The 22,878-nt window shown below is 60.7% G+C and carries 25 protein-coding genes; 11 read left to right on the top strand and 14 right to left on the bottom strand.

The features are described 5' to 3' along the window. Window positions 1-134: 134 nt before the first annotated feature. The gene (locus ACSQ3J_RS06900) at window positions 135-698 is read right to left on the bottom strand and encodes a methylated-DNA--[protein]-cysteine S-methyltransferase (RefSeq protein WP_060500881.1); all 564 of its coding nucleotides are present in this window, start codon (window positions 696-698) and stop codon (window positions 135-137) included. A 59-nt stretch (window positions 699-757) separates the two neighbouring features. Beyond that, entirely contained in the window at window positions 758-1,255 is a 498-nt protein-coding gene (locus tag ACSQ3J_RS06895; RefSeq protein WP_060500879.1) for a methylated-DNA--[protein]-cysteine S-methyltransferase, read from the bottom strand. 252 nt (window positions 1,256-1,507) lie between these two features. Here ACSQ3J_RS06895 and ACSQ3J_RS06890 point away from each other — a divergent pair, with 252 nt between their 5' ends. The 4 genes from ACSQ3J_RS06890 to ybaK all read left to right on the top strand — a co-directional run bounded on the left by ACSQ3J_RS06890 (window position 1,508) and on the right by ybaK (window position 4,600). Beyond that, entirely contained in the window at window positions 1,508-2,128 is a 621-nt protein-coding gene (locus ACSQ3J_RS06890) for a 2'-5' RNA ligase family protein (protein ID WP_162246311.1), read from the top strand. A 266-nt stretch (window positions 2,129-2,394) separates the two neighbouring features. Further along, on the top strand, window positions 2,395-3,453 hold the full coding sequence (locus tag ACSQ3J_RS06885) for a M14 family zinc carboxypeptidase (RefSeq protein ID WP_060500876.1): 1,059 nt from the start codon (window positions 2,395-2,397) through the stop codon (window positions 3,451-3,453). A gap of 319 nt (window positions 3,454-3,772) precedes the next feature. Continuing rightward, window positions 3,773-4,123, top strand: a complete 351-nt coding sequence (locus ACSQ3J_RS06880) for an ArsC family reductase (protein WP_060500874.1) — start codon at window positions 3,773-3,775, stop codon at window positions 4,121-4,123. 3 nt (window positions 4,124-4,126) lie between these two features. Beyond that, window positions 4,127-4,600: a Cys-tRNA(Pro) deacylase gene (ybaK, locus tag ACSQ3J_RS06875; protein WP_436038905.1), complete on the top strand. Its 474-nt coding sequence runs from the start codon at window positions 4,127-4,129 to the stop codon at window positions 4,598-4,600. A 2-nt stretch (window positions 4,601-4,602) separates the two neighbouring features. Here the strand turns inward: ybaK and ACSQ3J_RS06870 are convergent, their stop codons facing one another. Continuing rightward, window positions 4,603-5,058 (bottom strand): MarR family winged helix-turn-helix transcriptional regulator, encoded by a 456-nt coding sequence (locus tag ACSQ3J_RS06870; RefSeq protein ID WP_060501404.1) that lies wholly within the window; start codon window positions 5,056-5,058, stop codon window positions 4,603-4,605. Between the two features lie 78 nt (window positions 5,059-5,136). Here ACSQ3J_RS06870 and ACSQ3J_RS06865 point away from each other — a divergent pair, with 78 nt between their 5' ends. From ACSQ3J_RS06865 to ACSQ3J_RS06855, 3 genes are all read left to right on the top strand, one after another. Then, the gene (locus ACSQ3J_RS06865; RefSeq protein ID WP_060500871.1) at window positions 5,137-5,826 is read left to right on the top strand and encodes a glutathione S-transferase family protein; all 690 of its coding nucleotides are present in this window, start codon (window positions 5,137-5,139) and stop codon (window positions 5,824-5,826) included. Window positions 5,827-5,900: 74 nt separating this feature from the next. Beyond that, window positions 5,901-7,148, top strand: a complete 1,248-nt coding sequence (locus tag ACSQ3J_RS06860; protein ID WP_060501402.1) for an aminopeptidase — start codon at window positions 5,901-5,903, stop codon at window positions 7,146-7,148. Beyond that, window positions 7,139-7,927, top strand: coding sequence for a pyrroline-5-carboxylate reductase family protein (locus ACSQ3J_RS06855; protein WP_060500870.1), 789 nt, complete (start codon window positions 7,139-7,141; stop codon window positions 7,925-7,927). Before ACSQ3J_RS06860 ends, ACSQ3J_RS06855 begins: the two co-directional genes overlap by 10 nt. Here ACSQ3J_RS06855 and ACSQ3J_RS06850 read toward each other — a convergent pair. Further along, on the bottom strand, window positions 7,917-8,819 hold the full coding sequence (locus tag ACSQ3J_RS06850; RefSeq protein ID WP_060500869.1) for an EamA family transporter: 903 nt from the start codon (window positions 8,817-8,819) through the stop codon (window positions 7,917-7,919). The two genes, ACSQ3J_RS06855 and ACSQ3J_RS06850, sit on opposite strands and share 11 nt — an antisense overlap. An 81-nt stretch (window positions 8,820-8,900) precedes the next feature. Between ACSQ3J_RS06850 and ACSQ3J_RS06845 the strand changes: the two genes are divergently transcribed. Then, window positions 8,901-9,389: a MarR family winged helix-turn-helix transcriptional regulator gene (locus ACSQ3J_RS06845; RefSeq protein ID WP_060500868.1), complete on the top strand. Its 489-nt coding sequence runs from the start codon at window positions 8,901-8,903 to the stop codon at window positions 9,387-9,389. A gap of 3 nt (window positions 9,390-9,392) precedes the next feature. Here ACSQ3J_RS06845 and hemW read toward each other — a convergent pair whose 3' ends face one another. From hemW to rph, 4 genes are all read right to left on the bottom strand, one after another. Then, window positions 9,393-10,568 carry a radical SAM family heme chaperone HemW gene (gene hemW / locus ACSQ3J_RS06840; RefSeq protein WP_060500867.1) on the bottom strand — a complete coding sequence of 392 codons (1,176 nt, stop codon included), beginning with the start codon at window positions 10,566-10,568 and terminating at the stop codon, window positions 9,393-9,395. Between the two features lie 314 nt (window positions 10,569-10,882). Beyond that, window positions 10,883-11,527, bottom strand: coding sequence for an RdgB/HAM1 family non-canonical purine NTP pyrophosphatase (rdgB, locus tag ACSQ3J_RS06835; RefSeq protein ID WP_060500866.1), 645 nt, complete (start codon window positions 11,525-11,527; stop codon window positions 10,883-10,885). A 40-nt stretch (window positions 11,528-11,567) separates the two neighbouring features. Next, complete coding sequence (locus ACSQ3J_RS06830) at window positions 11,568-11,987, bottom strand: VOC family protein (protein ID WP_060500864.1); 420 nt, start codon at window positions 11,985-11,987, stop codon at window positions 11,568-11,570. A gap of 138 nt (window positions 11,988-12,125) precedes the next feature. Beyond that, the gene (gene rph, locus ACSQ3J_RS06825) at window positions 12,126-12,845 is read right to left on the bottom strand and encodes a ribonuclease PH (RefSeq protein ID WP_060500862.1); all 720 of its coding nucleotides are present in this window, start codon (window positions 12,843-12,845) and stop codon (window positions 12,126-12,128) included. Between the two features lie 209 nt (window positions 12,846-13,054). On the opposite strand from rph, the gene hrcA reads away from it, so the two are divergent. Then, complete coding sequence (gene hrcA / locus ACSQ3J_RS06820; protein ID WP_436038904.1) at window positions 13,055-14,113, top strand: heat-inducible transcriptional repressor HrcA; 1,059 nt, start codon at window positions 13,055-13,057, stop codon at window positions 14,111-14,113. A gap of 115 nt (window positions 14,114-14,228) precedes the next feature. Next, window positions 14,229-14,843: a nucleotide exchange factor GrpE gene (gene grpE / locus ACSQ3J_RS06815; RefSeq protein WP_060500860.1), complete on the top strand. Its 615-nt coding sequence runs from the start codon at window positions 14,229-14,231 to the stop codon at window positions 14,841-14,843. 177 nt (window positions 14,844-15,020) lie between these two features. On the opposite strand, the gene ACSQ3J_RS06810 is transcribed toward grpE, so the two are convergent. From ACSQ3J_RS06810 to ACSQ3J_RS06800, 3 genes are all read right to left on the bottom strand, one after another. Next, on the bottom strand, window positions 15,021-16,574 hold the full coding sequence (locus tag ACSQ3J_RS06810; RefSeq protein ID WP_060500859.1) for an acetolactate synthase large subunit: 1,554 nt from the start codon (window positions 16,572-16,574) through the stop codon (window positions 15,021-15,023). A gap of 135 nt (window positions 16,575-16,709) precedes the next feature. Continuing rightward, window positions 16,710-17,945, bottom strand: coding sequence for a D-arabinono-1,4-lactone oxidase (locus ACSQ3J_RS06805; protein WP_060500857.1), 1,236 nt, complete (start codon window positions 17,943-17,945; stop codon window positions 16,710-16,712). 23 nt (window positions 17,946-17,968) lie between these two features. After that, window positions 17,969-18,736 (bottom strand): SDR family NAD(P)-dependent oxidoreductase, encoded by a 768-nt coding sequence (locus ACSQ3J_RS06800; RefSeq protein ID WP_060500855.1) that lies wholly within the window; start codon window positions 18,734-18,736, stop codon window positions 17,969-17,971. Window positions 18,737-18,839: 103 nt separating this feature from the next. On the opposite strand from ACSQ3J_RS06800, the gene ACSQ3J_RS06795 reads away from it, so the two are divergent. After that, window positions 18,840-19,646 carry a helix-turn-helix domain-containing protein gene (locus ACSQ3J_RS06795; RefSeq protein WP_244481793.1) on the top strand — a complete coding sequence of 269 codons (807 nt, stop codon included), beginning with the start codon at window positions 18,840-18,842 and terminating at the stop codon, window positions 19,644-19,646. Between the two features lie 9 nt (window positions 19,647-19,655). On the opposite strand, the gene ptsN is transcribed toward ACSQ3J_RS06795, so the two are convergent. From ptsN to rpoN, 3 genes are all read right to left on the bottom strand, one after another. Further along, the gene (ptsN, locus tag ACSQ3J_RS06790; protein ID WP_060500853.1) at window positions 19,656-20,120 is read right to left on the bottom strand and encodes a PTS IIA-like nitrogen regulatory protein PtsN; all 465 of its coding nucleotides are present in this window, start codon (window positions 20,118-20,120) and stop codon (window positions 19,656-19,658) included. 177 nt (window positions 20,121-20,297) lie between these two features. Beyond that, complete coding sequence (gene hpf, locus ACSQ3J_RS06785) at window positions 20,298-20,873, bottom strand: ribosome hibernation-promoting factor, HPF/YfiA family (RefSeq protein WP_060500852.1); 576 nt, start codon at window positions 20,871-20,873, stop codon at window positions 20,298-20,300. A gap of 295 nt (window positions 20,874-21,168) precedes the next feature. Further along, on the bottom strand, window positions 21,169-22,743 hold the full coding sequence (gene rpoN, locus ACSQ3J_RS06780) for an RNA polymerase factor sigma-54 (RefSeq protein ID WP_060500849.1): 1,575 nt from the start codon (window positions 22,741-22,743) through the stop codon (window positions 21,169-21,171). Window positions 22,744-22,878 lie beyond the last annotated feature (135 nt).

Here is a 22,878-nt window from a genome sequence, read left to right as displayed (position 1 = left end):
AGGGCAAATTTCGCAAAATTGTCAATGGGTTCCGAAGAAGGAAGCGCGTTCCTTCTGGGCAATCGGCGGCCGGATTGCGATCCATGCCTTCCGATTATTGCCGTGATTGCTACCGTTGCACAAACCGCGGCTGTTTACAGCAGCAACGATTGCTGCGCCGGCTCCGGCGCGCCGGTATGGACCCCTTCCAGTTCCAGCATGCGGACTTTGGAGGTGGCGCCGCCGGGTGCGGAGAACCCGCCGACCTTGCCGCCGGCGGCAAGTACGCGGTGACACGGGATAATCAAGGGCACCGGGTTCCTGGCCATCGCCTGACCGACATCGCGGGCGGCCTGCGGCCCGGCGCCGAGTTCCTTGGCGATGCTGCCATAGGTGGTCGTATGGCCCCAACCGACGCGGCGCAGCGCATGGTAGATCTGCCGGAAAAATTCGTCCTGGCCATCCAGATCGACGGCGACATCCGAGAAATCGATGGTCTCGCCGTCAAAATACCGCCGGACGGCGGCGATGACCTCGTTGATAGCGGGCGTCGGTTCGCCCGCTTCGGCACCTGGCACCCGGCGCAGCACGTTGCGCTCGGTGGCTTCGGCGCTTTGCGCCGGTAATTGGAACCGGGTGACGCCGATATCGTTCCAGGCAATGCCGCAGTAGCCGCCGGCCGTTTTGAAGACGTGATAGGTTTGTGCTTTCTCTGCCATCGTTCCACTCCTTCTATTCCCCGCGCAAGGCAGCAGGGGCAAAAATACGCGGTCGTCCGTCAGGCCGCCGCGTTCAGTCTGTTGCGCTCCAGTGCAAGCAGATATCGCTTGGCATCCAGTCCGCCGGCAAAGCCATGCAGCTGGCCATCCGATCCGATGGCGCGGTGGCAGGGTACGATGATCGACACCGGATTTCTGCCATTGGCCGCTCCCATCGCCCGGTATGCCGTCGGATGACCGATCTGCCTGGCGATCTCGGCATAGGTCCGGGTTTCGCCGAACGGGATCGTCAACAGTGCGTGCCAGGCTGCTTTCTGAAAGCCGGTGCCGGCCAGATCAAGCGGGACGGTAAAGTCCCTTCGGGCGCCTGCGAAATATTCGTCCAACTGCCGTTCGGTTTCAAGCAGAACAGGATGATCCGGGCGTTCCTGTCTTTCGCCCAGCCGCACGCGCTTTGGGTCATCCTTCTCCCAGAGGATGGCAGCCAAGCCGTCACCCCGCGCAACAAGCTCAAGTTTGCCGACGGGGGATGCGATGATTTTATGCACATAGGTCATGGTCGCAGTTTCCCGCAGTTTTCATCATTCCGCCACCCGTTTCTTGCTCTGGAATGGCCTCTCGAAGGTGATGTTGCCGCTGATGCTGCAGGGTCAAATTGGTGCAACGCCGGCCCGCATCCCTTAACGGCGTGTGGGAATAAATTCACAATGTTCCTGTTTTGTTCTTGATCTTGAATTCGACTCGCGTATAGTAGCGACATCCAAAAAGAGATGAGGTCTGCCATGCTTGGAAGAGCCGGAAATGAAGTTGTGCGCAGTGAACAGAAGTCATTTTCATTCGGTCATGGCGGCGGCGCCGCGGCGGCGAAGACCCGCCAGAGACAGGCAGGCGAGCTTGGAAAAAGCAACCTGTTCTTGGCCCTTGTGCCGGAACGGGAGGTTGCATTGCAGGCCGTCGAGACAGGAAGGGACATTGCGCAGCGCTATGGCTTGTCGAAAACTCCCCGCCCGCATGAACTGATGCATGTCTCGCTGAATGGCATCGGCAACTATCCGGACTTCCCGGACGATATCGTCTTTGCTGTCTCCGCGGCGATGGCCACCGTCAAAGCAGCGCCTTTCGAGGTGAATTTCGATCGTGCCATGCATTTTACCAGCGCCAAGGCTGTCGTTCTGGCGAATGCGATCCGCAGCGAGGAAATGATGGACCTGCACGTCCAACTCGCCAAGGAAATGTGGGCGGTCGGTCTGACTTTCACCTACAATCCGCGCTTCATGCCGCATATGACGGTGCTTTATGATGAAACGCCGGTGCCGGAACATTTGCTGGCAGAGCCCGTCCGCTGGATTGCGCGCGAGTTCGTGCTCATCCGCAGTCTCATCGGCAAGAGCGAATATGAATATCTCGATCGCTGGCCGCTGCTGGGTTGAGGCTTCTTTCACCAAACTTGGCCTGCCGGGCGGCAGGTCAAGCGCTTGTCCTGTTTTGTTCGCCTTTCTAAAGGGAAATGAACCGTCTCTTTGTGAAGCCTCGCACGCAACGGGGCTGCGGAGGCTCGCCGCGATGGCGTTTCAGCGATCACGGCGACGGCTGTGGTCATGATGCCGTGCCGCCGGACACGCTGCAATTTTTGGCGTCTTGCACCTGTCGGCCGGAAGCCGCATAAGCCGCTGAAATTGCAAACGGGAGGGTATTCATGGACATTTCTGAAATCGTCATCAAGGGAGATACGCCTGGCGCCGAGTGGCGGCTGCCGGTGATCCGCTTTAAAGGTCGCGATGCTAAGGCGCCGAAAATCTATATCCAGGCAGCCTTGCATGCCAACGAGCTTCCGGGCACGGCACTTCTGCATTTCCTGTGCGAAAAGTTGCGTCAGGCGGATGCCGACGGCACGATCCTCAGCGACATCACGATCGTCCCGCAGGCCAATCCGATCGGCACCGCGCAATCGCATTTCGGCGATCTGCAGGGCCGTTTCGATCTGGGGTCGCGCACCAATTTCAACCGCGAGTTTCCGCTGATCCTCATTGGAGAGCGCGAGACGCTGATCGAGGATCTCGATCGTTATCCGGCAGTCGAGCAGCTGAAGCGTCAATTGCTGCATATGGCGCTCGGCGCCGACCTCATGCTCGATCTGCATTGCGACGATGAGTCCGTGCAATATACCTATGTCGATGAGGCGTTCTGGCCGGAAGCCGCCGATCTGGCATCGGCGCTTGATATGGAAGCCGTGTTTCTGGCCGATGGCGAAAGCAGCGCCTTCGAGGAGGCTGTCGGTTATGCCTGGAAGCATGAAACTGCCGAGAAGGCAAAGCGGCTGCCCGGCCGTCTGGCGGTCACGGTCGAGCTTCGCGGCACGCGCGATGTCTATCCGGACACGGCCCGCAAGGATGCGGACGGGCTCTGGCGCTTTCTAGCCGCTCGCGGCGCAGTTGGCGGCACTGTCGCAGCGCTTGAGCCTTACAAGGGCAAGGTGACGCCGCTCGACAATATCGAGATGATCCGTGCGCCGCAGGCCGGTGCCGTGCTGTTTCACCGCACCATCGGCGATACCGTCGCTGCCGGTGATCTGCTGGCGACGATCGTCACGGCGCCGGGCATGGAAGGAGGCTCGATCGATATTCACGCGCCCCAGGCCGGCCTGGTCGCGACGCGCACCTCGCAGCGCTTCGCACGCCGGCGCGACAACCTGATGAAAATCGCCTGTGACGAGCAGACGAAGGCAGTGCGTAAGCCCGGTGCGCTTGAGGCCTAACCGCGCCGGTGATCTCTGATGGCGTGGCAACATGTTGCCTGAGCTTATGGATGGACAATCGCCGCACCGCTGGCGGTTGTCACTGCTTCTCGATGGACTGAACTGCCGTGCTTTCCCCAAATCCGCAGGCTGCGCTCTACGAAAAGCCGGTGAAAGGTGGCGCGCGCGGGCGCCAGCCACGCCGTCAGAACCGTCGCCGCTCTGCCGTAGCGGATCGGCGTGAAGGCGGGCTGATGCGTCCGGATGAAGATATTCTCAGCCGGGTATCTTCATGCTATCCCGCTTGCCTGCAATGAGGGCCTGCAATGAGGAAAAGTGCATGAGCGTGACCATTTACGGCATCAAAAACTGCGACACGATGAAGAAGGCGCGTACCTGGCTGGACGCTCAAGGGATCGCCTATGATTTCCACGATTACAAGGCGTCCGGTATTTCTCGCGAGGCGCTTGAGCGCTGGACGGCAGCCTTGGGCTGGGAAACGGTGCTGAACCGCGCCGGAACCACATTTCGCGCGCTTCCGGATGCCGATAAGCAGGATCTCAACGAAGACAAGGCGATCGCTCTGATGCTCGCTCAGCCGTCGATGATCAAGCGCCCGGTGCTAGATCACGATGGAACGCTTACCGCCGGTTTCAAGCCGGAGATTTATGCCAGCCTTTTCCAGGGGTAGATCATGTCGAAGAGCACCCGGGCAACGCTTGCGTTGACGAAAGCCGCAGCCGCCTTCACCGTTCATACCTATGATTACGATCCGTCTGCCGACCGGATCGGCATGGCGGCGGCGGAGGCGCTGGGCGAAGAGCCCTGCCGTGTGTTGAAGACGCTGATGGCGGAGGTCGATGGCAAGCCTGTCTGCGTCGTCGTGCCCTCTGATCGTGAAGTCAGCATGAAGAAGCTGGCCGCGGCGTTTCAGGGCAAGTCGGCTAACATGATGAAACCGGCGGAAGCCGAGCGGCTGACCGGCTATCATGTCGGCGGCATCAGCCCGTTCGGGCAGAAGAAACAGGTGCCGACGGCGATCGAGGAGGCAGTCCTTGCCGAGCCGCTGGTCTATATCAACGGTGGCCAGCGCGGCTTGCAGGTGCGGCTCGCACCAGATGAAGCGCGCAAGGCCCTGAATGCGGTCGCAGCCCCCCTGATTGCCTGATCTCAGGCGAGTTTCGACAGCAGCGCCGCAAGTTGGGCCGCATCGCCCTCCGGCAGCTTGGCGCCGACATGCCGCGCGATTGATTTGCCATAGACCTCCCACATCGCTTCGCGCAGGCTGCGGCCCTTTTCGGTGATCATTACCCAGCGGCCCCGGCCGTCGTCATCGAAGGTGCGGCGCTCGACAAGGCCTTCCTTTTCCAGCCTGTCGATCAGGCGGGAGAGATTGTACTGTGCCAGCAGCGTCCGCTCCTCAATTTCGAACGGCCGCAGCCGCCCGTCCGGCGCCCGCGCCAGTTCCCACAGCACATCATACCAGCCGAGCGGCGGCATTCCTGCGTCTTTGAAATCGCGCTCGATCGCGCCAAGCACGCGCTGCTGCGCCCGCATCAGGTTGATCCAGGCCCGGGTGACATCGGCGCTTGGCGCCTGATTGGTATCGGTTCGCTTCTCAGACATAAATGCATTTACATCTATCTTTACGGGATTGGCAAATGACAATATATGCAATTGCATATAAATAACTGGAGACTTGTCATGCACTCGAAAGTTCTCACCCTCATCAGCCATCATCTCTGCCCCTATGTTCAGCGCGCCTCGATCGTCCTGTCGGAAAAGGGCGTCCCCTTCGAGCGGACCTATATCGATCTCGCCGCCAAGCCGGATTGGTTCCTGCGGATCTCGCCGCTCGGCAAGGTGCCGTTGCTGGCGGTTCCGCGCGGCCGTGCCGATGCGATCCTGTTCGAAAGCGCGGTCATCTGTGAATATCTGGAGGAAACGCAGCGTGGCGCACCGCTTCACCCCGCCGATCCCCTGCAGCGCGCCCTGCATCGCGGCTGGATGGAGTTCGGTTCCTCCATCCTCGCCGATCTCTGGGTGTACGAAACGACGGCGGATGTGGCGCGGTTCGAAGCAAAGTGCCAGGTCCTTCGGACGAAGTTCGCCACGCTTGAGCAGGAGCTTGCCAAGGGGCCGTATTTCGCCGGCTCACAATTCAGCATGGTCGATGCGGCCTTTGCGCCGGTGTTCCGCTATTTCGAACTGTTCGAGGCGCTGCTTCCAAGCGGCATTTTTGATGGGCTGCCGCGTGTCAACGCCTGGCGCCAGGCGCTAGCAGTCCGGCCGAGCGTGGTAAGCGCGGTGGCGCCGGATTATCCCGAGCGGCTGCTCGCGTTCCTGCAGCATCATGGCGCCTATCTCCTGACGCACAGCAGGATCGCTGCGTGATCGCAAAGGCCTTCTGTTTTGATCCGAACCGCTCTAAACCAGTGGTTCGGAAAACCAGCCAGCAGGAATATGCGATGACCTCTCCCGCCCACCAAGCCGTCGATCCCGTCAAACTGGACAAGCTGGCCGAAGTCGCCATCAAGGTCGGGCTCCGGCTTGAGCGCGGACAGGATCTGTTGATCACCGCGCCGATCGCCGCCCTGCCGCTAGTGCGGCTGATCACCAAGCATGCCTATATCGCCGGGGCAGGGCTGGTGACGACGTTCTATTCCGACGAGGAAACGACGCTTGCCCGTTACGCCCATGCCCCTGACGAGAGTTTCGACAAGGCCAGCGGCTGGCTCTACGACGGCATGGCCAAGGCTTTCAGCAGCAACACCGCGCGTCTTGCCATTTCCGGTGACAATCCGATGATGCTGGCCGCACAGGACCCGGCCAAGGTGGCACGCGCCAACAAGGCGATGTCGATGGCCTACAAGCCGGCCCTCGAAAAGATCTCCAATTTCGACATCAACTGGAACATCGTTTCCTATCCCAACCCCGCTTGGGCCAAGCAGATGTTCCCGGATGACATCGAACAGGTCGCCGTCGAAAAGCTCGCAAACGCGATTTTTGCCGCCTCCCGCGTCGATGTTGCAGATCCGATTGCCGCCTGGGCAGAGCACAATGCCAACCTCGCCAAGCGTTCCAAATGGCTGAACGGCGAGCGTTTTTCCGCCCTGCATTTCACCAGCCCCGGCACGGACCTGACGGTCGGGTTGGCCGATGGTCACGAATGGCACGGCGGCGCTTCGACGGCGAAGAACGGCATTACCTGCAACCCGAACATTCCGACCGAGGAAGTCTTCACCACGCCGCATGCACTGCGCGTCGAAGGCCATGTGTCGAGCACCAAGCCGCTGTCGCATCAGGGCACGCTGATCGACAATATCCAGGTCCGCTTCGAAGGCGGCCGGATCGTTGAGGCCAAGGCGTCGAAGGGCGAGGAGGTACTGAACAAGGTGCTGGATACGGATGAAGGCGCCCGCCGTCTCGGGGAAGTGGCGCTGGTGCCGCATTCCTCGCCGATCTCGGCCAGCGGCGTCCTGTTTTATAACACGCTGTTCGATGAAAATGCCTCCTGCCACATCGCGCTCGGTCAGTGCTATTCGAAATGCTTCCTCGACGGTGCTTCGCTCAGCCAGGAACAGATCGCCGCACAGGGCGGCAATTCCAGCTTGATTCATATCGACTGGATGATCGGCTCCGGTGAGGTCGATATCGACGGCGTTCGCGCTGACGGGGCCAAGGTTCCGGTCATGCGCAAGGGCGAATGGGCTTGACCACGCTCGGCGTCATCGGCGGGACCGGCTGGCTGGGCGGGGCTTTGCTTCGCCCCGCGCTGGCCAAAGGGTTCGTCGCTGCCGCCGATCTGGTTCTATCGTCGCGCAGCGGCAATAGGGCAGGGTTCGAAGCTTGGCCGGATGTTCGGTTTACCACCGATAATGCCGAGCTGGCGGCCCGGTCTGATATCATCATTCTTTCGGTGCGGCCGGAAGATGTCGGAGCGCTCGATCTTGATCTGTCCGGTAAACTGATCATCTCGGTCATGGCGCGTTTGCCCGCGGCGGCGCTCACAGCACGGTTCAAAAGCGAGCACATCATCCGCGCCATGCCGAACGCCTGCGCCGAACAGGGCCTGTCCTTCACGCCCTGGTTTTCAACCCCCGGCATCACGGCAGCGGACGCTGATTTCGCCGACGGCTTCTTTGCCTGCTCCGGAAGGGCAGTGAGGGTGTCCACGGAAAGCGAGCTGGATTATTTCACCGCGCTGACCGGTTCTGGTCCGGCCTTCATTGCCGCTTTTGCCGATGTGATGATCCGGGATGCGATTAAAAACGGGGTGGCGCCGGATGTGGCCGACATCGCTGTCCGCCAGCTTTTTCTGGGTGCCGGGACATGGCTGGCCGGGGCTTCGGAAACACCGGCCGATACAGTCCGGATCTTTACGGACTATGGCGGAACCACCGCCGCCGGGCTGACGGCAATGCTGTTGGCGGATATCACCGGGCCAATCTCCAAGGGGTTGGCCGCGGCGACGGAGAAGGCGGCTAAGGGCTGACCGTTTTTGCTGCGAGCGGGGCTGCAGGACGCGGTGCCATCTGCGCCCGTTGTCCAAGCCACACGCTGACCAGAACCGTAACCATGCCAACAATCTGCAGCGGCGTCAGGTTCTGGCCAAGCACACTCCAGCCAAGCAGCGTGGCCACCAACGGGCTGAGGAAGCCGAGTGAGGCGACGGCTGCGGGCTCAAGCTTGGACAGGCCGCGAAACCACAGGAGATAGGTGAAGGCCGCTCCGATCAGTCCCAGCCATGCCATGCCAAGAATATTGGCCATGGTCGGCATTGGCAGGGCCGGCTCGAATAACAGGGCGACCGGTACCAGCAAGAGGCCACCGGCGGTCAACTGCCACGCGGTAAAGGTAAGGCTGGATACCGGCGGCGCCCAATGCCGTGACAGCACCGTGCCAAACGCCATGGAGACCGCCCCGGCCAGCCCGGCGATGATGCCGATCGGATCGAGCGTTGCGCCGGGTGTCAGCACCAGCAGGCCGACACCGGCTATGCCGACGATCCCGGCGGCGATTGCCATTGTCCTCACCGGCGTTCCGATCAGCATCCGCGCCAGCATGACGACGATCAGCGGCTGGATGGCGCCGACGGTTGCCGCGACGCCGCCGGGCAGGCGATAGGCCGAGACAAACAGCATGGCCCAGAAGAACGAGAAATTGAGAGCGCCGAGGATGAAGCTGCGCGCCCACCAGATGCCCTGCGGCAATTGCCGGACGATGAGAAGCAGGATCAGGCCTGCGGGAAGCGCGCGCAGCATGGCGACTGTCAGGGGATAGCCATGCGGCAAAAATTCGGTGGTGACCACATAGGTGCTGCCCCAGATGGCGGGCGCAATCGCCGTCAAGGCGATATCAGCGAGGGAGGAGGATTTTATCTTCATTTAAAGTATCTCGATTTCAAGATAAATTGAGAATAACATCGATTATCTTGACGTCAAGATGAATCCTGCGTACCAAAAACCATGGATGAAGATCACGTCGATAGAATTCTCGTGCAGTGGCGCAGGGAGCGCCCGGACCTCGATGTCGAGCCGATGGGCCTGCTCGGCAGGCTGGCGCGGCTATCCACCTATCTTGGCCGCGAGGTCGATAGGACATTTTCGGAATTCGGGCTGTCATCGGCGAGCTTCGACGTGCTGGCGGCCCTGCGGCGCTCCGGCAAGCCCTACCAACTGTCGCCCGGCGACCTGCTGGGCACGACAATGATCACGTCGGGAACGATGACCAACCGGATCGATCAGCTGGAAAAGGCAGGTCTGGTTGAGCGGCTGACCAATCCAGAGGATCGCCGCAGCGTGCTGATCGCCCTGACACAGCCGGGGCTCGAACTGGTCGAACGCACTGTTACCGCCCACGTCGCCAACCAGCACCGGTTGACGGCGCTGCTGGAGCCTGAAGAGCGGAAAGCGCTGGATGCGATTGCCAAAAAATATCTGGCTGCTTTCGAGTAAAACTCAACAGGCGAGATCGGCAACCACGGCGTCGAGGATCAGCATGCCGGCCGGGGTGCAGCGCAGGCGGGAATTGCCGAGCCGCTCGATGAAGCCGTGTTCGATCAGAAACTGTTCGCGGTCGGGATCCGGCTCGCGGCCGGACAGGTCCTGCCAGCGCACGAGATCGATGCCTTCCTTCAGCCGCAGGCCCATCAGCAGCAGCTCGTCGGCCTGTTCTTCATAACCCAGCACTTCCTGATCGATCATGCCGTGGCCATGCTCCTCGACCAGTTGCAGCCAGTCTTCCGGCTTGCGCTCGGTCGCGGTGGCAATCTTGTTGCGGCCACGCGTCAGGCGTCCATGGGCGCCCGGGCCAATGCCGGCATAGTCGCCATAGCGCCAGTAGGTAAGATTATGACGGCTTTCTGCCCCGGGAGCGGCATGGTTGGATACCTCATAGGCCGGCATGCCGAAACCTTCGGTGATTTCCTGTGTCGCCTCGTACAGCACGGCGGAATGCTCGCCGTCCGGCACGATCAGCTTGCCTGCCTTGTGCAGCCCGTAGAAGGGCGTGCCTTCTTCGATCGTCAGCTGGTAGAGCGACAGGTGGTCGACCGCATAGGAAACCGCCTGCTTCAGTTCCTGTTCCCACTCCTCGACCGTCTGTTTCGGGCGGGCATAGATCAGATCGAACGACATGCGCGGGAAAATATCCCGCGCCAGGCCGATGGCCTTCAGCGCATCCTCGACGTTGTGCAGACGCCCGAGAAATTTGAGGTCCCGGTCGTTGAGCGCCTGGACACCGAGCGAAACGCGGTTGACCCCGGCTGCGCGGTAGCCGCGAAAGCGAGTGGCTTCGACGCTGGACGGATTGGCTTCCATGGTGATCTCGATACCATCCGGCACATGCCAGAGATTGGCGATACCATCGAGAATGGCCTCCACCGTTGATGGGTTCATCAGCGATGGCGTGCCGCCACCCATGAAGATGCTGGTGACGGTGCGCGGCCCGGACATATGCCGCATCGCCGCCATTTCGGTCAGAAATGCGCTGACAAAGCGCGGCTGGTCGACTGGCTGATGCCGGACATGGCTGTTGAAATCGCAATAGGGACATTTAGCGGCACAGAAGGGCCAATGCACATAGACCCCGAAACCGGGCTCCTTGTTGTCACCGATGGAAGAAAAAGTGGCCATTCTGTTCTGGGTCTTTCAGGCGCTTGTGCGCTGCGTCGTTAAGGTCGTGTTGTCCGCATATTTAGAGACCGGAAACGCTAAACGCTATCCCGTCTCTTATACCGTTTGGTCTTTTATCTCTATGTCTGAAATCGGAGCCGGGTTACCCCGCCTGTCGGCGTTCCCTTCTCCCCAGCGGGGAGAAGGTGGCCGAAGGCCGGATGAGGGGGCCGAAGGCACCTTGGTCTGGCTCCGGCTGCGCCGAAGCCCCCTCATCGCCTCACCACGTTCGGCACTTCTCCCCGCTGGGGAGAAGAGGTTTCGCGCTCACGTTTTCAAGCACTCAGGCATGTCTCGGCAAAAAACTTGAATGCCCGCGCGCGGTGCGACAGCGCCTCGGCATCACCCGGCTTCCAGCCGTGCTTTTCCTCGGCGCTCATTTCGCCGAATGTGGTGTCGTAGCCGAGCGGTTGAAAGACCGGGTCATAGCCAAATCCCTGTGTGCCGCGCGGTGGCCAGACGATGTGGCCTTCCACTTCGCCGCGGAACAGCTCCACATGGCCGTCCGGCCAGGCAAGGCAGAGCACCGAGACGAAGCGGCCAGTGCGCTTGTCGAAGGCGGTGGCACCGGCTTCCTGGATGGCAGTTTCGACCTTGTGCATCGCCATGGCGAAATCGCGCGTGCCGTCAGCGGTTTCGGCCCAATTGGCGGTGTAGACGCCGGGATCGCCGTTCAGTGCATCGACGACAAGGCCGGAATCGTCCGAGAGCGCCGGCATGCCGGAGGCTTTTGCCGAGGCCAGCGCCTTGATCGTGGCGTTTTCCTCGAAGGTCGTGCCGGTCTCGTCCGGCTCGATGAAATTCAGATCGGCCGCCGACTTGGCCTCAAAGCCCATCGGGCCGATCAGGTCGCGGATTTCACGGATCTTGCCGGCATTGTGGCTGGCAACGATCAGGGTCTTGTCTTCAAGCTTGCGCATCTGCGTCTTTCTCATCCGGCGGACAGTCCGCCCATTCGTTTCAGTCGATAGCCCAGAGGCCGGCTTCGGCGCATTCCAGGCTGTTTCCAGCCGGGTCGCGGAAATAGAAGGACCGGGAGCCGGATGGCCAATGGACATCGGTCTCGATCGCGACGCCCGCAGCCTTCAGTTTGTCTTCCCAGGCCGCGAGCTGGCCTTTCGCGACCCGCAAGCACATATGCCCGTTTCCATGTGTCCCGTGCGGCGGAACCTGCAGGCCGTCTGCCGGCGGAGGCTTGATCGTCTCGGCTGGATTGAAGATCAGCAAAACGCCGGGGCCGCAGCGAAAGAAGATATGCCGGTTGCCGCCGCGGCTGATTTTCTCAAGGCCGAGAACGGAGCCGTAAAACGCCTCCGCCGCATCGAGATCGTCAACATAGAGCGCCGTCTCCAGAATACCTTCGAATTTCAGCTTATCCATGCGTTGCCCTCACCCTGGCCCTCTCCCAGCACGCGGAGAGAGGGGACGACAGAGATTGCCGACTGGTCCTTCTCCCCGTCACGACGGGGAGAAGGTGCCCGATAGTGTGGATGAGGGGCAGTGATCGCATAGGCGTCCTCAGCCCCCGATAGCCTGCTTCTGCAGACCAACCAGTTCGGCAATGCCGTTCTTGGCGAGGCCGAGCAATGTGCCGAATTCCTCTTCCGAGAACGGCTTGCCTTCCGCAGTGCCCTGGATCTCGACAATGCCGCCGGAGCCGGTGATGACGAAATTGGCGTCGGTTTCAGCCGCCGAGTCCTCCAGATAGTCGAGATCGATGACCGGCTGATTGGCGAAGATACCGCAGGAGATCGCGGCGATATGGTCCTTCAGGACCTTTTCCACCTTGATCATGTTGCGGGCTTCCATCCAGGCGAGGCAATCGCGCAGCGCAATCCAGGCGCCGGTGATCGAGGCGGTGCGTGTGCCGCCATCGGCCTGGATGACGTCGCAGTCGATTGAGATCTGGCGCTCGCCCAGTGCCTGCAGGTCAACCACGGCGCGCAGCGACCGGCCGATGAGGCGCTGGATTTCCTGAGTGCGGCCGCTTTGCTTGCCAGAAGCCGCCTCGCGCTTCATCCGCTCGCCGGTGGCGCGTGGCAGCATGCCGTATTCCGCCGTGACCCAGCCCTTGCCGCTGTTGCGCAGCCACGGCGGCGTCTTTTCTTCCAGGCTCGCCGTGACCAGCACATGCGTGTCGCCGAACTTCACCAGGCAGGAACCTTCTGCATGCTTGGAAACATTGCGCTCGAAGGTAACCTTGCGCATCTGGTCGGTTTTTCTGCCGGAAGGCCGCATCATGAACTCCTGTGATGTTTGTCAGCCTTCTAACCTAACTTGGAAGGAAGGGAAATCATTTGCTCTAAAAGAGTGGAGAGCGGCAAAAGGCGCTGTACGGCGGGCTTTCCAGCCAATTTCCCTTTTGCTATCCGGGCCGGGATCACTATATTTCAATTGACTTCAACAGGATGGGTTTTTGCGTTCGAATGGTGCTGGATAAATCTGCAATGCGGGAAAGGCTTTCGGCGCTTGATGAGCGGTCGGGCGAAATCTTCCGCCGCATCGTGGAAAGCTATCTGGAAAGCGGCGAGCCGCTCGGATCGCGCAGCCTGTCACGCATCCTGCCGATGTCGCTGTCGCCGGCCTCTGTTCGCAATGTGATGAGCGACCTCGAAGACCTCGGCCTGATCTATTCTCCGCATATCAGCGCCGGGCGGCTGCCGACACAGAACGGCCTGCGCTTCTTCGTCGATGCCTTCATGCAGGTGGGGGATCTCTCGCCGGAAGACCGAGCCTCGATCGACCGGCACGTGCGCCGCGCCGATCGTGACCAGCCTGTCGAAACGCTGCTCACCGAAGCGAGCCAGATGCTGTCGGGCATGTCGCGCGGGGCTGGGCTAGTGATCACCGCCAAGAACGACCCGGTGCTGCGGCATGTCGAGTTCGTGCGGCTGGCGCCGACCAAGGCGCTCGCCGTGCTTGTCGGCGAACACGACCAGGTGGAAAACAGGATCATCGAGCTTCCGGCCGGCGTCACCAGCTCGCAACTGACGGAAGCCGCAAATTTCCTCAACGCCCATCTGGCCGGACAGACGTTGCCAGAGGTTCGCGGCCAGCTGGAAAAGGTCAAGGAAACCGTCCGGCGCGAACTAGATACGTTGAGTCAGGACCTGGTCGAGCGCGGCCTTGCCATCTGGTCGGGCAGCGAGGCGGACGACAAGCCGACGCAACTGATCGTGCGCGGCCGTGCCAATCTTCTGGAAGGCCTCGCTGGTGCCGAGGATGTCGACCGGCTGCGCATGCTGTTTGACGATCTGGAAAAGAAGGACAGCCTGATCGAAATCCTCAACCTGGCCGAAAGCGGGCCGGGGGTGCGGATCTTCATCGGGTCGGAAAACAAGCTGTTCTCGCTCTCCGGTTCGTCGCTGATCGTCGCCCCCTACAAGGATAGCGACGACAAGATCGTCGGCGCCGTCGGCGTCATCGGCCCAACCCGGCTGAATTATTCGCGCATCGTGCCGATGGTGGACTATACTGCGCAATTGATGTCGCGTTTGTCGCGGTAACCAGCCGTGAAGCGGCCGGTTTTTCCGGCAGCTTTCGATTGCACCCTTGATTTTTCGGCCTCAAAGCTCGATATCGACACCAAATCCTAGACATACTGACATTCCGGAGACCGTCATGACCGACGATATGAACAAACATGGTGCTGAAGTGAACGCGGACGAAGCCGCTGCAGCCTATGCCGAAGCCGCCGATGAGCAGGTCGATGCAGCCGTTTCCGAGCCGGATCCGTTGGAGCTTGCCAGGGCAGAAGCCGCCGACATGCGCGACCGCTATCTGCGCCTTGCCGCCGAAATGGACAACCTGCGTCGCCGCACCGCGCGCGACGTCAAGGACGCCAAGTCCTACTCCGTCGCTGGCTTTGCCCGCGACATGCTCGGCGTCTCGGATAACCTCCGCCGTGCGCTGGACGCCATCCCGGCCGAAGCCCGCGATGCCGGCGATGTCGGTCTCAACTCGCTGATCGAGGGTGTGGAAATGACCGAGCGCGCCATGCTGTCGGCGCTTGAGCGTCACGGCGTCCAGAAACTTGAGCCGGTCGGCCAGAAGTTCGACCCGAACTTCCATCAGGCGATGTTCGAAGTTCCGAATCCGGAAGTACCGAACAATACCGTCGTCCAGGTCGTTCAGGCCGGGTACACGATCGGCGAGCGCGTCCTGCGCCCCGCCATGGTTGGCGTCTCCAAGGGCGGCCCGAAGGCACCTGCAACGGACGAAACACCGGCGGCTTGATTTCTACCCTCCCTTTGAGGGGGAGGGTCGGCACGCAGTGCCGGGGTGGGGTGATCTTTGTGCGCCCCTGACATTCACCCCCACCCGCAGCTTCGCTGCTGCCTCCCTCTCAAGGGGGAGGTAAAGCCCGGTCGTACCGGTTTGATACGGGGCTCTCGGGGTCGTTACGGTTACCCGTCAGATGACGGCTTCTATCAAGAAGGGGCCGCCACGCGACAGTGCATGGTCGAGGAGAGAGATAAATGCCTCGCAGGTACTGGCACGCGCAGCCTCAACGCCCATTCCCTTTGCCATTGACACCCAGTCCAGCGTCGGCTTGTCGAGATCGAGCATTTTCCGGGCGTTTTCGCCGATCGTCTGAACGCCGACATTGCGCATTTCCCCATGCAGCACCGCGTAGGTGCGATTGGCAAAGACGATCGTGATGATGTCGAGATTTTCCCGGGCCTGGGTCCACAGGCCCTGAACGGTATACATCCCGCTTCCGTCAGCTTGCAGGTTCAGGACCTTCCGGTCAGGGCAGGCGATCGCGGCGCCGATCGACAGGGGGATGCCGATGCCGATGGCGCCCCCCGTGTTCATCATGAAGTCATGGGGAGCCGACCGTTCGGATAAAGCAAAGAACCTTCGCGCGGAGGTGATGGCTTCATCGCAAACGATGGCATTGTCCGGGAGTTTTTGCGCCACGATCACGGCGACTGCGTCTTCCGACAGTGCTCCGCTCGGCCGCCCTTCATCCGGGATTGTCTTTGCCAGCAGTACGGCCTGGGAGCTTTTGATCCCCAGTTCATCCCGAAGCCCCTCCAGTGCCGCCTTCAGGTCCGCGCCATGATCTGCCAAGGTCATGACTTGGCAGCCTTTGTGAACGAGCCGACCGGGCTTGCCCGGATACGCGAAGAAAGCAACCGGCTCCGATGCTCCGACAAGGATAAGAACGTCAATATCCGCGAGCATCTCCAATGCCGCGTCGATGGGGTAGGGGATGCGGGTTGGTGCCACACGGCCGGCACCGCGCTGCATATGCGCGACCTGCGGTTCGCCGAACAGGCGCACATCGAGCGCTGCGGAAATTTGCCCGGCGATCTCCAGGGCGCCAGCCTGTGCTGCCAATCCCCTGACAAGCAATGCACTCCGGCCGCGAGCTTTGCGGATCGCTTCCGCTGCACTGCGGATTGCCTCATCCTTGGTAGCGGAAGGCTGGGGACGATTGATCACTGCCGATGCAGGTGGCTTTGCCTCACCCCATGCCGCGTCGCCAGGCAGAATCAGGGTCGCGATGCCCGGAGGCGACATCGAGGCCTGGATCGCCGCTTTCGTTGCCGCGGCAACGTCGTCCGGCCCTTCGATCCGCCGTACCCAGTCGGACATCGGCGCAGCCAGGCTCTCGATGTCCGTTGTCAGCGGCGCGTCGAGCGGAAGATGGTAGGAGGCATGGTCGCCGACGACATTGATCATCGGAACGCGGGCGCGCCTGGCATTGTGCAGGTTGGCGAGCCCGTTTGCCAATCCCGGCCCCGTATGAAGCAGCGTCGCGGCCGGGCGGCCGGTCATCCGCGCGTAACCATCGGCAGCGCCTGTCACCACGCCCTCGAAAAGCCCCAGCACGCAACGCATGTCCGGCCGGCGATCGAGAGCCGCGACAAAATGCATTTCCGACGTGCCCGGGTTGGCGAAGCAGACGTTGACGTCATTGGCCAAAAGCACATCGCACAGAATATCAGCACCGTTCATGGTCAGCCTCCCATCCGCCCATTTCCGCGAGATCGCTCACGAACGATGAGCGCTTGATGTCTCTACCACGCTCACCGTCTCCCAACAATTTGCGTGGCAGTGCATTATCTGTCGCGACGGCCAGACTGCATAATATTACCCAAACAACTGTTTCAAGTGATCATTCAGGAACCGCCCTTCCGGATCGAGCTTGTTGCGCAGCGCCCGGAAATCCCCTGCGCGTGGATAGAGCGCCGTCACGTCCTCGCTCCCCAGAAAATGCAGCTTGCCCCAATGCGGGCGCGAGCCGAACTGGCGCAGGATATCGTCGACATCCTTCAGATAGTTCCAGTAGTCCGTGCCCGGCTGGCCCGAGACCGAGAGCGTGATCGAATCCTGTTCGAAGAACGGGCTGATCCAGCCGCCATCGCCGGCGGTGAAGCGGTATTCGATCGGGTAGATGCAGGTCGGGTGTTTCTCCAGCATCAGCTTGCGCACTTCGGTGCAGGCCTGCTTGCCGTATTTGACCGGCACTGCGTATTCGAGTTCGTGGAAGTTCGGCACATATTCGATCGGATAGATTTCCGAGGAATAGGCGACTTTCTCGAACGCGCTCTCCATCGGCGGCTGATCGGTGATGTCGATGGTCTTCATCTCGCAGACGTCAGAAAGGCTCGTGGTGGTCGAGACAGAAGATGTGTCCGGCAGGCAGTAGCAATGGCGGCTTTCCGGCACCGGGCACCAGAAGAAGCCGAAATGCCGGTGGTTGGCGGCGAGATCGTCGTGTTGCTCCATGCATTCGTCAAAGGTGCAACGCCACAGTTTTTCATGCAGATTGTAGCTGTCCATCACCTGCAGGGTGATTTCGGAGATGACGCCGAGCATGCCGATGGAAACGCGGACGGCGTTCAGCATGTCCGGTTCGCTGTCGTCGATCGAAAGGATGCTGCCATCCGGCTGTACCAGCCGCATGCCGACGATCTGCGAGGCCATGTTGCCAAGCTTGATGCCGGTGCCGTGGGTTCCTGTAGTCAAGGCGCCTGCCAGTGCCTGGCTGTCGATGTCGCCCTGGTTGATCATCGACAGGCCGTTGCGCTTCAACGCCTTGCCGAGCGTGTTGATCGTCGTGCCGGCATAGACGGAGACGCGCTTGCGCGCCGTGTCGATATGGCTGATGCCCTGCAGGCCAGAGAGCGTCAGGTGTAGCCCGCTCGTCAGTGCCACCGGCGTGAACGAATGGCCCGAACCGGCACAGCGAACGTTCAAACCGTTCGAGGTTGCCTCCCGGACCATTTCGGCCAGAGCCGCCTCGCTGTCGGGCGCGCCCCGGTGCCGGACGATGCACGATTGATTTCCCACCCAGTTGCGCCAGTGGCCGCCTGCTTCCATCATGATCCCATTCTCCCCTTGATTGTTCAGACCGCTGTGAAGCAGTTGTCGACAAACAGATGCGTGCCGTTGACGAAGCTCGACTCATCACTCGCCAGGAACAGCGCGGCTTGCGCCACCTCCATCGGATCACACATCCGGCCCTGTTGGGCGGCAATCGCCGCATCGGAAACATCGACGCCGTATTTGGCAAGGCCGACCAGCTCGCGCTTGCCGTGGTCGGTGGCGATGAAGCCGGGGCAGACAGCGTTTGAGCGGATACCGCGGTCGCGGAATTCCACCGCAATCGCCCGGGCGAACATGTGGCAGGCCCCCTTGGTCGTGTCGTAAAGCACCTCCATCGGCGTCGCGGCAACGGCCGAGATCGAGGAGGTCGAGACGATGCTGCCGCCACCGGCCGCCAGCATGCCGGGCAGCACGGCCTTGGTCATCAGGAACATCGAGCGCACGTTGACCGCCATCAGCCGGTCCCACTCATCCTCTTCCGTTTCCAGGAAAGGTCCGACGGCGAGAATGCCGGCATGATTGAAGAGAACGGTAATCGATCCAAGCGCATCCTCTACTGCTTTGACAGCTGCCTTGACCTCTGAGGAGACGGAAACATCCGCCGGTGCGAAGACGGCCTGTCCACCCTCGGCGCGGATTTGGGCAGCAACCTCTTCGCCCTTGCTGCGCGGCAGGTCAACGATGCCGACGCGTGCGCCCTCGCGGGCAAAAAGCTGGGAGGCCGCAAGGCCGCATCCTCCAGCGCCTCCGCTGATCAGTGCGGTCTTTCCTGAAAGTCTGCCTGCCATTGCCGTTCTCCTCGTGCTCTTGCTTTTCAAGGATTATTGTTGACGCAATGGGGGCTGTCGATATCCCATAGGGGATAGATCGCTTGACGAAGGAAAGTCCGCTTTGCTGCCCGACGAATCCCGCCAGATTGCCGCGTTGATTGATGGTCTCTCGACGCCGGGATTCGGCGACGCGCTCGATGCCATGCTGCGACAGGTCGCCGGTTTCGATTTGTCCGGCGTCTTCGTCTTTCCCTACGATGCCCGTCCGCTCCTGCTGCATGACGGTTATACCCGGCATGTTGCACCCAAGGCCTGGGCAGCCTATCTCGGCGGCGCCTATCTGCTCGATCCGTTTTATGTCGCCTGCAACAACAGTCACCCGGCCGGCCTATGGCGGATGCGGGATCTGGCGCCGGATGAGTTTTTCGACACGCAGTTCAGCACTTCGCGGGAGGTTCATCCGTGTGTATCGACGGAGGAAGGATCGCTGGTCGAGGAAATCGGATTTCTGGTACCGCTGGATGGCGGTTTCACGGCCACCTATTCGCTGATGCGGGTGAAGGGCCATTCGGGATTCAGCGACAGCGAACTGGAGAACCTGCGCGCCTACGAGCCGATCGTACAGGCGGCAATCCGGTCAAGCTGGAAGCGCGAGACAATCCGCGCATTTCCGCAGGCCGGTCAGGATGATCTGATGGAGGAAGCTTTTGGCCGGCTTTGCGCCGACCGGTTGACGCTGCAGCAGCGCAACATCGTGCGGCTTATCCTGCGCGGACACAGCAACGCATCGATCGGTGAAAGCATCGGCATTTCGGAAGGGACGGTGCGCATTCACCGCAAGAACATCTACAAGCGCCTGGCCATTTCCAGCCAGGCGGAGCTGTTTCGCATTTTCATCGACCATCTCAATCAGCATAACCTGTATTGAGGGATCGGATCAGGCCGCGTTGGAGGCCTGATCGTCGCTGAGGAAGGCGTAGATAGCCGATGCGGAATCCGTCGCGCGCAGCCGGGCAACCATTTCCGGGTCGCGCAGCACGCGCGCAATCCGTGACAAGGCTTTCAAATGATCGGCGCCGGCGCCTTCCGGCGCGAGCAGCAGAAAGACCAGATCGACCGGCTGGTCGTCCAGCGCTTCGAAATCGACCGGCGATTCCAGGCGCGCAAAAATACCGACGATCGATGTCAGATGGCCAAGCTTGCCATGCGGGATGGCAATGCCATTGCCGACACCGGTCGAGCCCAGTCGTTCGCGCTGAAGGATAACGTCGAAGATTTCCCGTTCGGGCAAATCCGTGATCTTGGATGCTTTTGCCGCCAATTCCTGAAGCAACTGCTTCTTCGAATTGGCCTTCATGGCCGGAAGTATCGCATTCTGCTGCAGCAAGCCTGCCAATGCCATTCTTTTGTCCTCGTTCGCAGGTAGAAACCGCATCGCCCGGCAAAATGCCGGACGGCGGCTCCCATCCATCTTTCTCTCGGCGCTTTACCGGCGGACCGTCAACGGTCTTCCATGCGTAAACCACCAGAAAAAAGCAGACCGTCCGGAACCGGCTGACCGGCCCCGGACGATATCTACTTAGCTCTTTATATTGGCTGCGTCGATCCAGCCAATGTTTCCATCGTTGCGTCGATAGACGATATTCAACTGTTCATTACCAGGACTACGGAACATCAGAACGGGATCATCTGTCATGTCGAGCGCCATCACGGCGTTTGCGACAGACATCGTCTTCAGTTGTTTTGAACTCTCCGCAACGATCGTCGGTGCATAATTGTCCGGAAGCTCATCGTCTTCGTCGGGCACTGAATCCATTACGGTGTAGGCTACTTCGGCAAATCCAGCATGGCCATTGCCATTGTGGTGGTCCTTGAGCTTGCGCTTGTACCGGCGGATGCGCTTGGCAATCCGCTCCGACGCTGCGTCAAATGCCGCTTGCGGGTCGTTTGCTTCGCCGCTCGCCTGCAAGGCAGCACCAGAATCGAGGTGTATCTTGCAATCGGCGCTGAAACGCGATCCAGACTTTTCCACAGTGACTTGGCTTGAATACCCTCCGTCAAAATATTTGGTTACAGCTTGTTCGATCTGGTCTTCGATCCGAAGACGAAACGTTTCGCCGATTTCCATGTGTTTACCGGATACACGCACACTCATGGAGTTTCCTCTCTTTTCGTGATTTGCGTAGCCAGTCTATTCCAACCGCATCCGTCATCCAAGCATTTCACGCACGCAAAAAAAAATTGCGTCAGAACGGCCAGGATTTGGAGGGGTATACTTGAGGCAGGCTCTATGCCCGTGCCCATTGCGGCGGCCTCATACTACCGGTTGCTTCTGGAGTCAACGAAACAGTTAAGGAAACCATAATTTGAGGCCGAAAGCCCGTGAAAAGCCGGGATATCGGGGATAAGTATGTGTAATTTATGCGGTTGTGGTCAAGCGCTCCAAACAGTCAGGCGGAGACCTTCGCGAGTGCCTTTTTCTCTCTTCGGCGCTGAACGGAGGAGGCGATGTTCATCGCTTCGCGGTATTTCGCCACAGTCCTGCGGGCGATATCGACGCCCCCTTTTTTCAAGAGATCGACGATATCGTCATCCGAAAGAACAGCGTCCGGGCTTTCCAGCACGATCATGTTACGGATGCGGTGCCGCACGGATTCTGCCGAGTGGCCGTCGCCGCCTTCCGCCGATCCGATCGAGACGGTGAAGAAGTATTTCAGCTCGAACAGTCCGCGTGGCGTCAGCATGTATTTGTTCGACGTAACGCGGCTGACGGTCGATTCATGCATCTTGATCGCATCGGCGACCGTCTTGAGGTTCAGCGGCCTCAGATGATCGACGCCGTTAACCAGGAAGGCGTCCTGCTGGCGCACGATCTCCGTCGCCACTTTCATGATCGTCTTGGCGCGCTGGTCAAGGCTGCGGGTCAGCCAATTGGCCGTTTGTAGGCACTCCGTCAAGAAGGCATGGTCCGCGCTGTTCTTCGGGGCATGACGGGAAACCGTTGCGTAGTAGGTCTGGTTGACGAGAACGCGCGGCAGCGTGTCGGGATTGAGTTCCACCGCCCAGCTGCCGTCCTGCGCCGGGCGCACGACGATATCCGGCATGATCGCTTCCGAAGGGCTTGCCTCGAAGCCGGTGCCGGGCTTGGGGTCGAGCTTGCGGATTTCGGCAAGCATGTCGATGAGATCCTCCTCGTCGACGCCACAGATCCGCTTCAGGCTGGCAAAGTCGCGCCGGGCGAGCAGTTCCAGATTGTCGAGCAAGGCGGCCATCGCCGGATCGAGCCGGTTGCGTGCCTTGAGCTGGATCGCCAGGCATTCGCTGAGGGAGCGGGCAAAGACGCCCGGCGGGTCGAGTTGCTGCAGGCTGTCGAGCACCCGCGCTACATCCGCCGCCGCGCACCCGAGCCGTTCCGCCGTCTCGGTGATATCCGCATGCAGGTAGCCGGCTTCGTCGAGCTGGTCGATCAGGTGCTGGGCAATCAGCAGGTCGGCTGCGCCATGCACGCTGAAGGGAACCTGCTCGTTGAGGAAATCGCGCAGCGTGACGCGATTGGCAACGAAATCGTCGAGGTCGTAGCCGTCGCTGCTTTCGCCTTCACCGCCGCCGGGCATGGATTTCCACTGGCTGAGAAGTTCTGGCGCATCGGCGCGCTGCGGCGCTGTATCGTCTGGAAAGACATTTTCGAAATTGGCGTCGAGCTGTTCGCTCATCCGTTCGCCGGTCGCAGACGTCGTGCTGTCGTACACGTCACCCATCGGATCGAATGCGGGGCTTTCGGCATTGTCCCGATCGCTGCGCTCGTCCTGGGTGATATGCTGGTCGTCCTTGCCATGGCGGTCTGGACTGGCCGGCGCGTCGTCATTGGCCGCGAATTCCAGGAGGGGATTTTTCTCGACTTCCAGCTCGATGAACTGGTTCAGTTCGAAATGGGTCATCTGCAGCAGCTGGATTGACTGCATCAATTGCGGCGTCATGGCCAGGGTTTGGCTTTGACGCAGGAAAAGGCTGGCCGAAAGTGCCATTCTGACGCAAAACTCCGCTTGATGACCGGAGCCGGCTCTCATCTTTCGAGGGGGTGAAATTGCCGGTTCTTCAACTGGCCCAAAAATTGCTTATTAATGGGGTTTGGTCAAGCGGCAGCGGCAAATAAGGTGAAT

It is taken from the genome of Rhizobium sp. LjRoot98 (genome assembly GCF_964252935.1).
In the GTDB taxonomy this organism is placed as follows: Bacteria; Pseudomonadota; Alphaproteobacteria; order Rhizobiales; family Rhizobiaceae; genus Pararhizobium.
The sequence above is the reverse complement of the archived record's forward strand: the minus strand, read 5'-3'. Positions and strand labels throughout refer to the sequence as shown.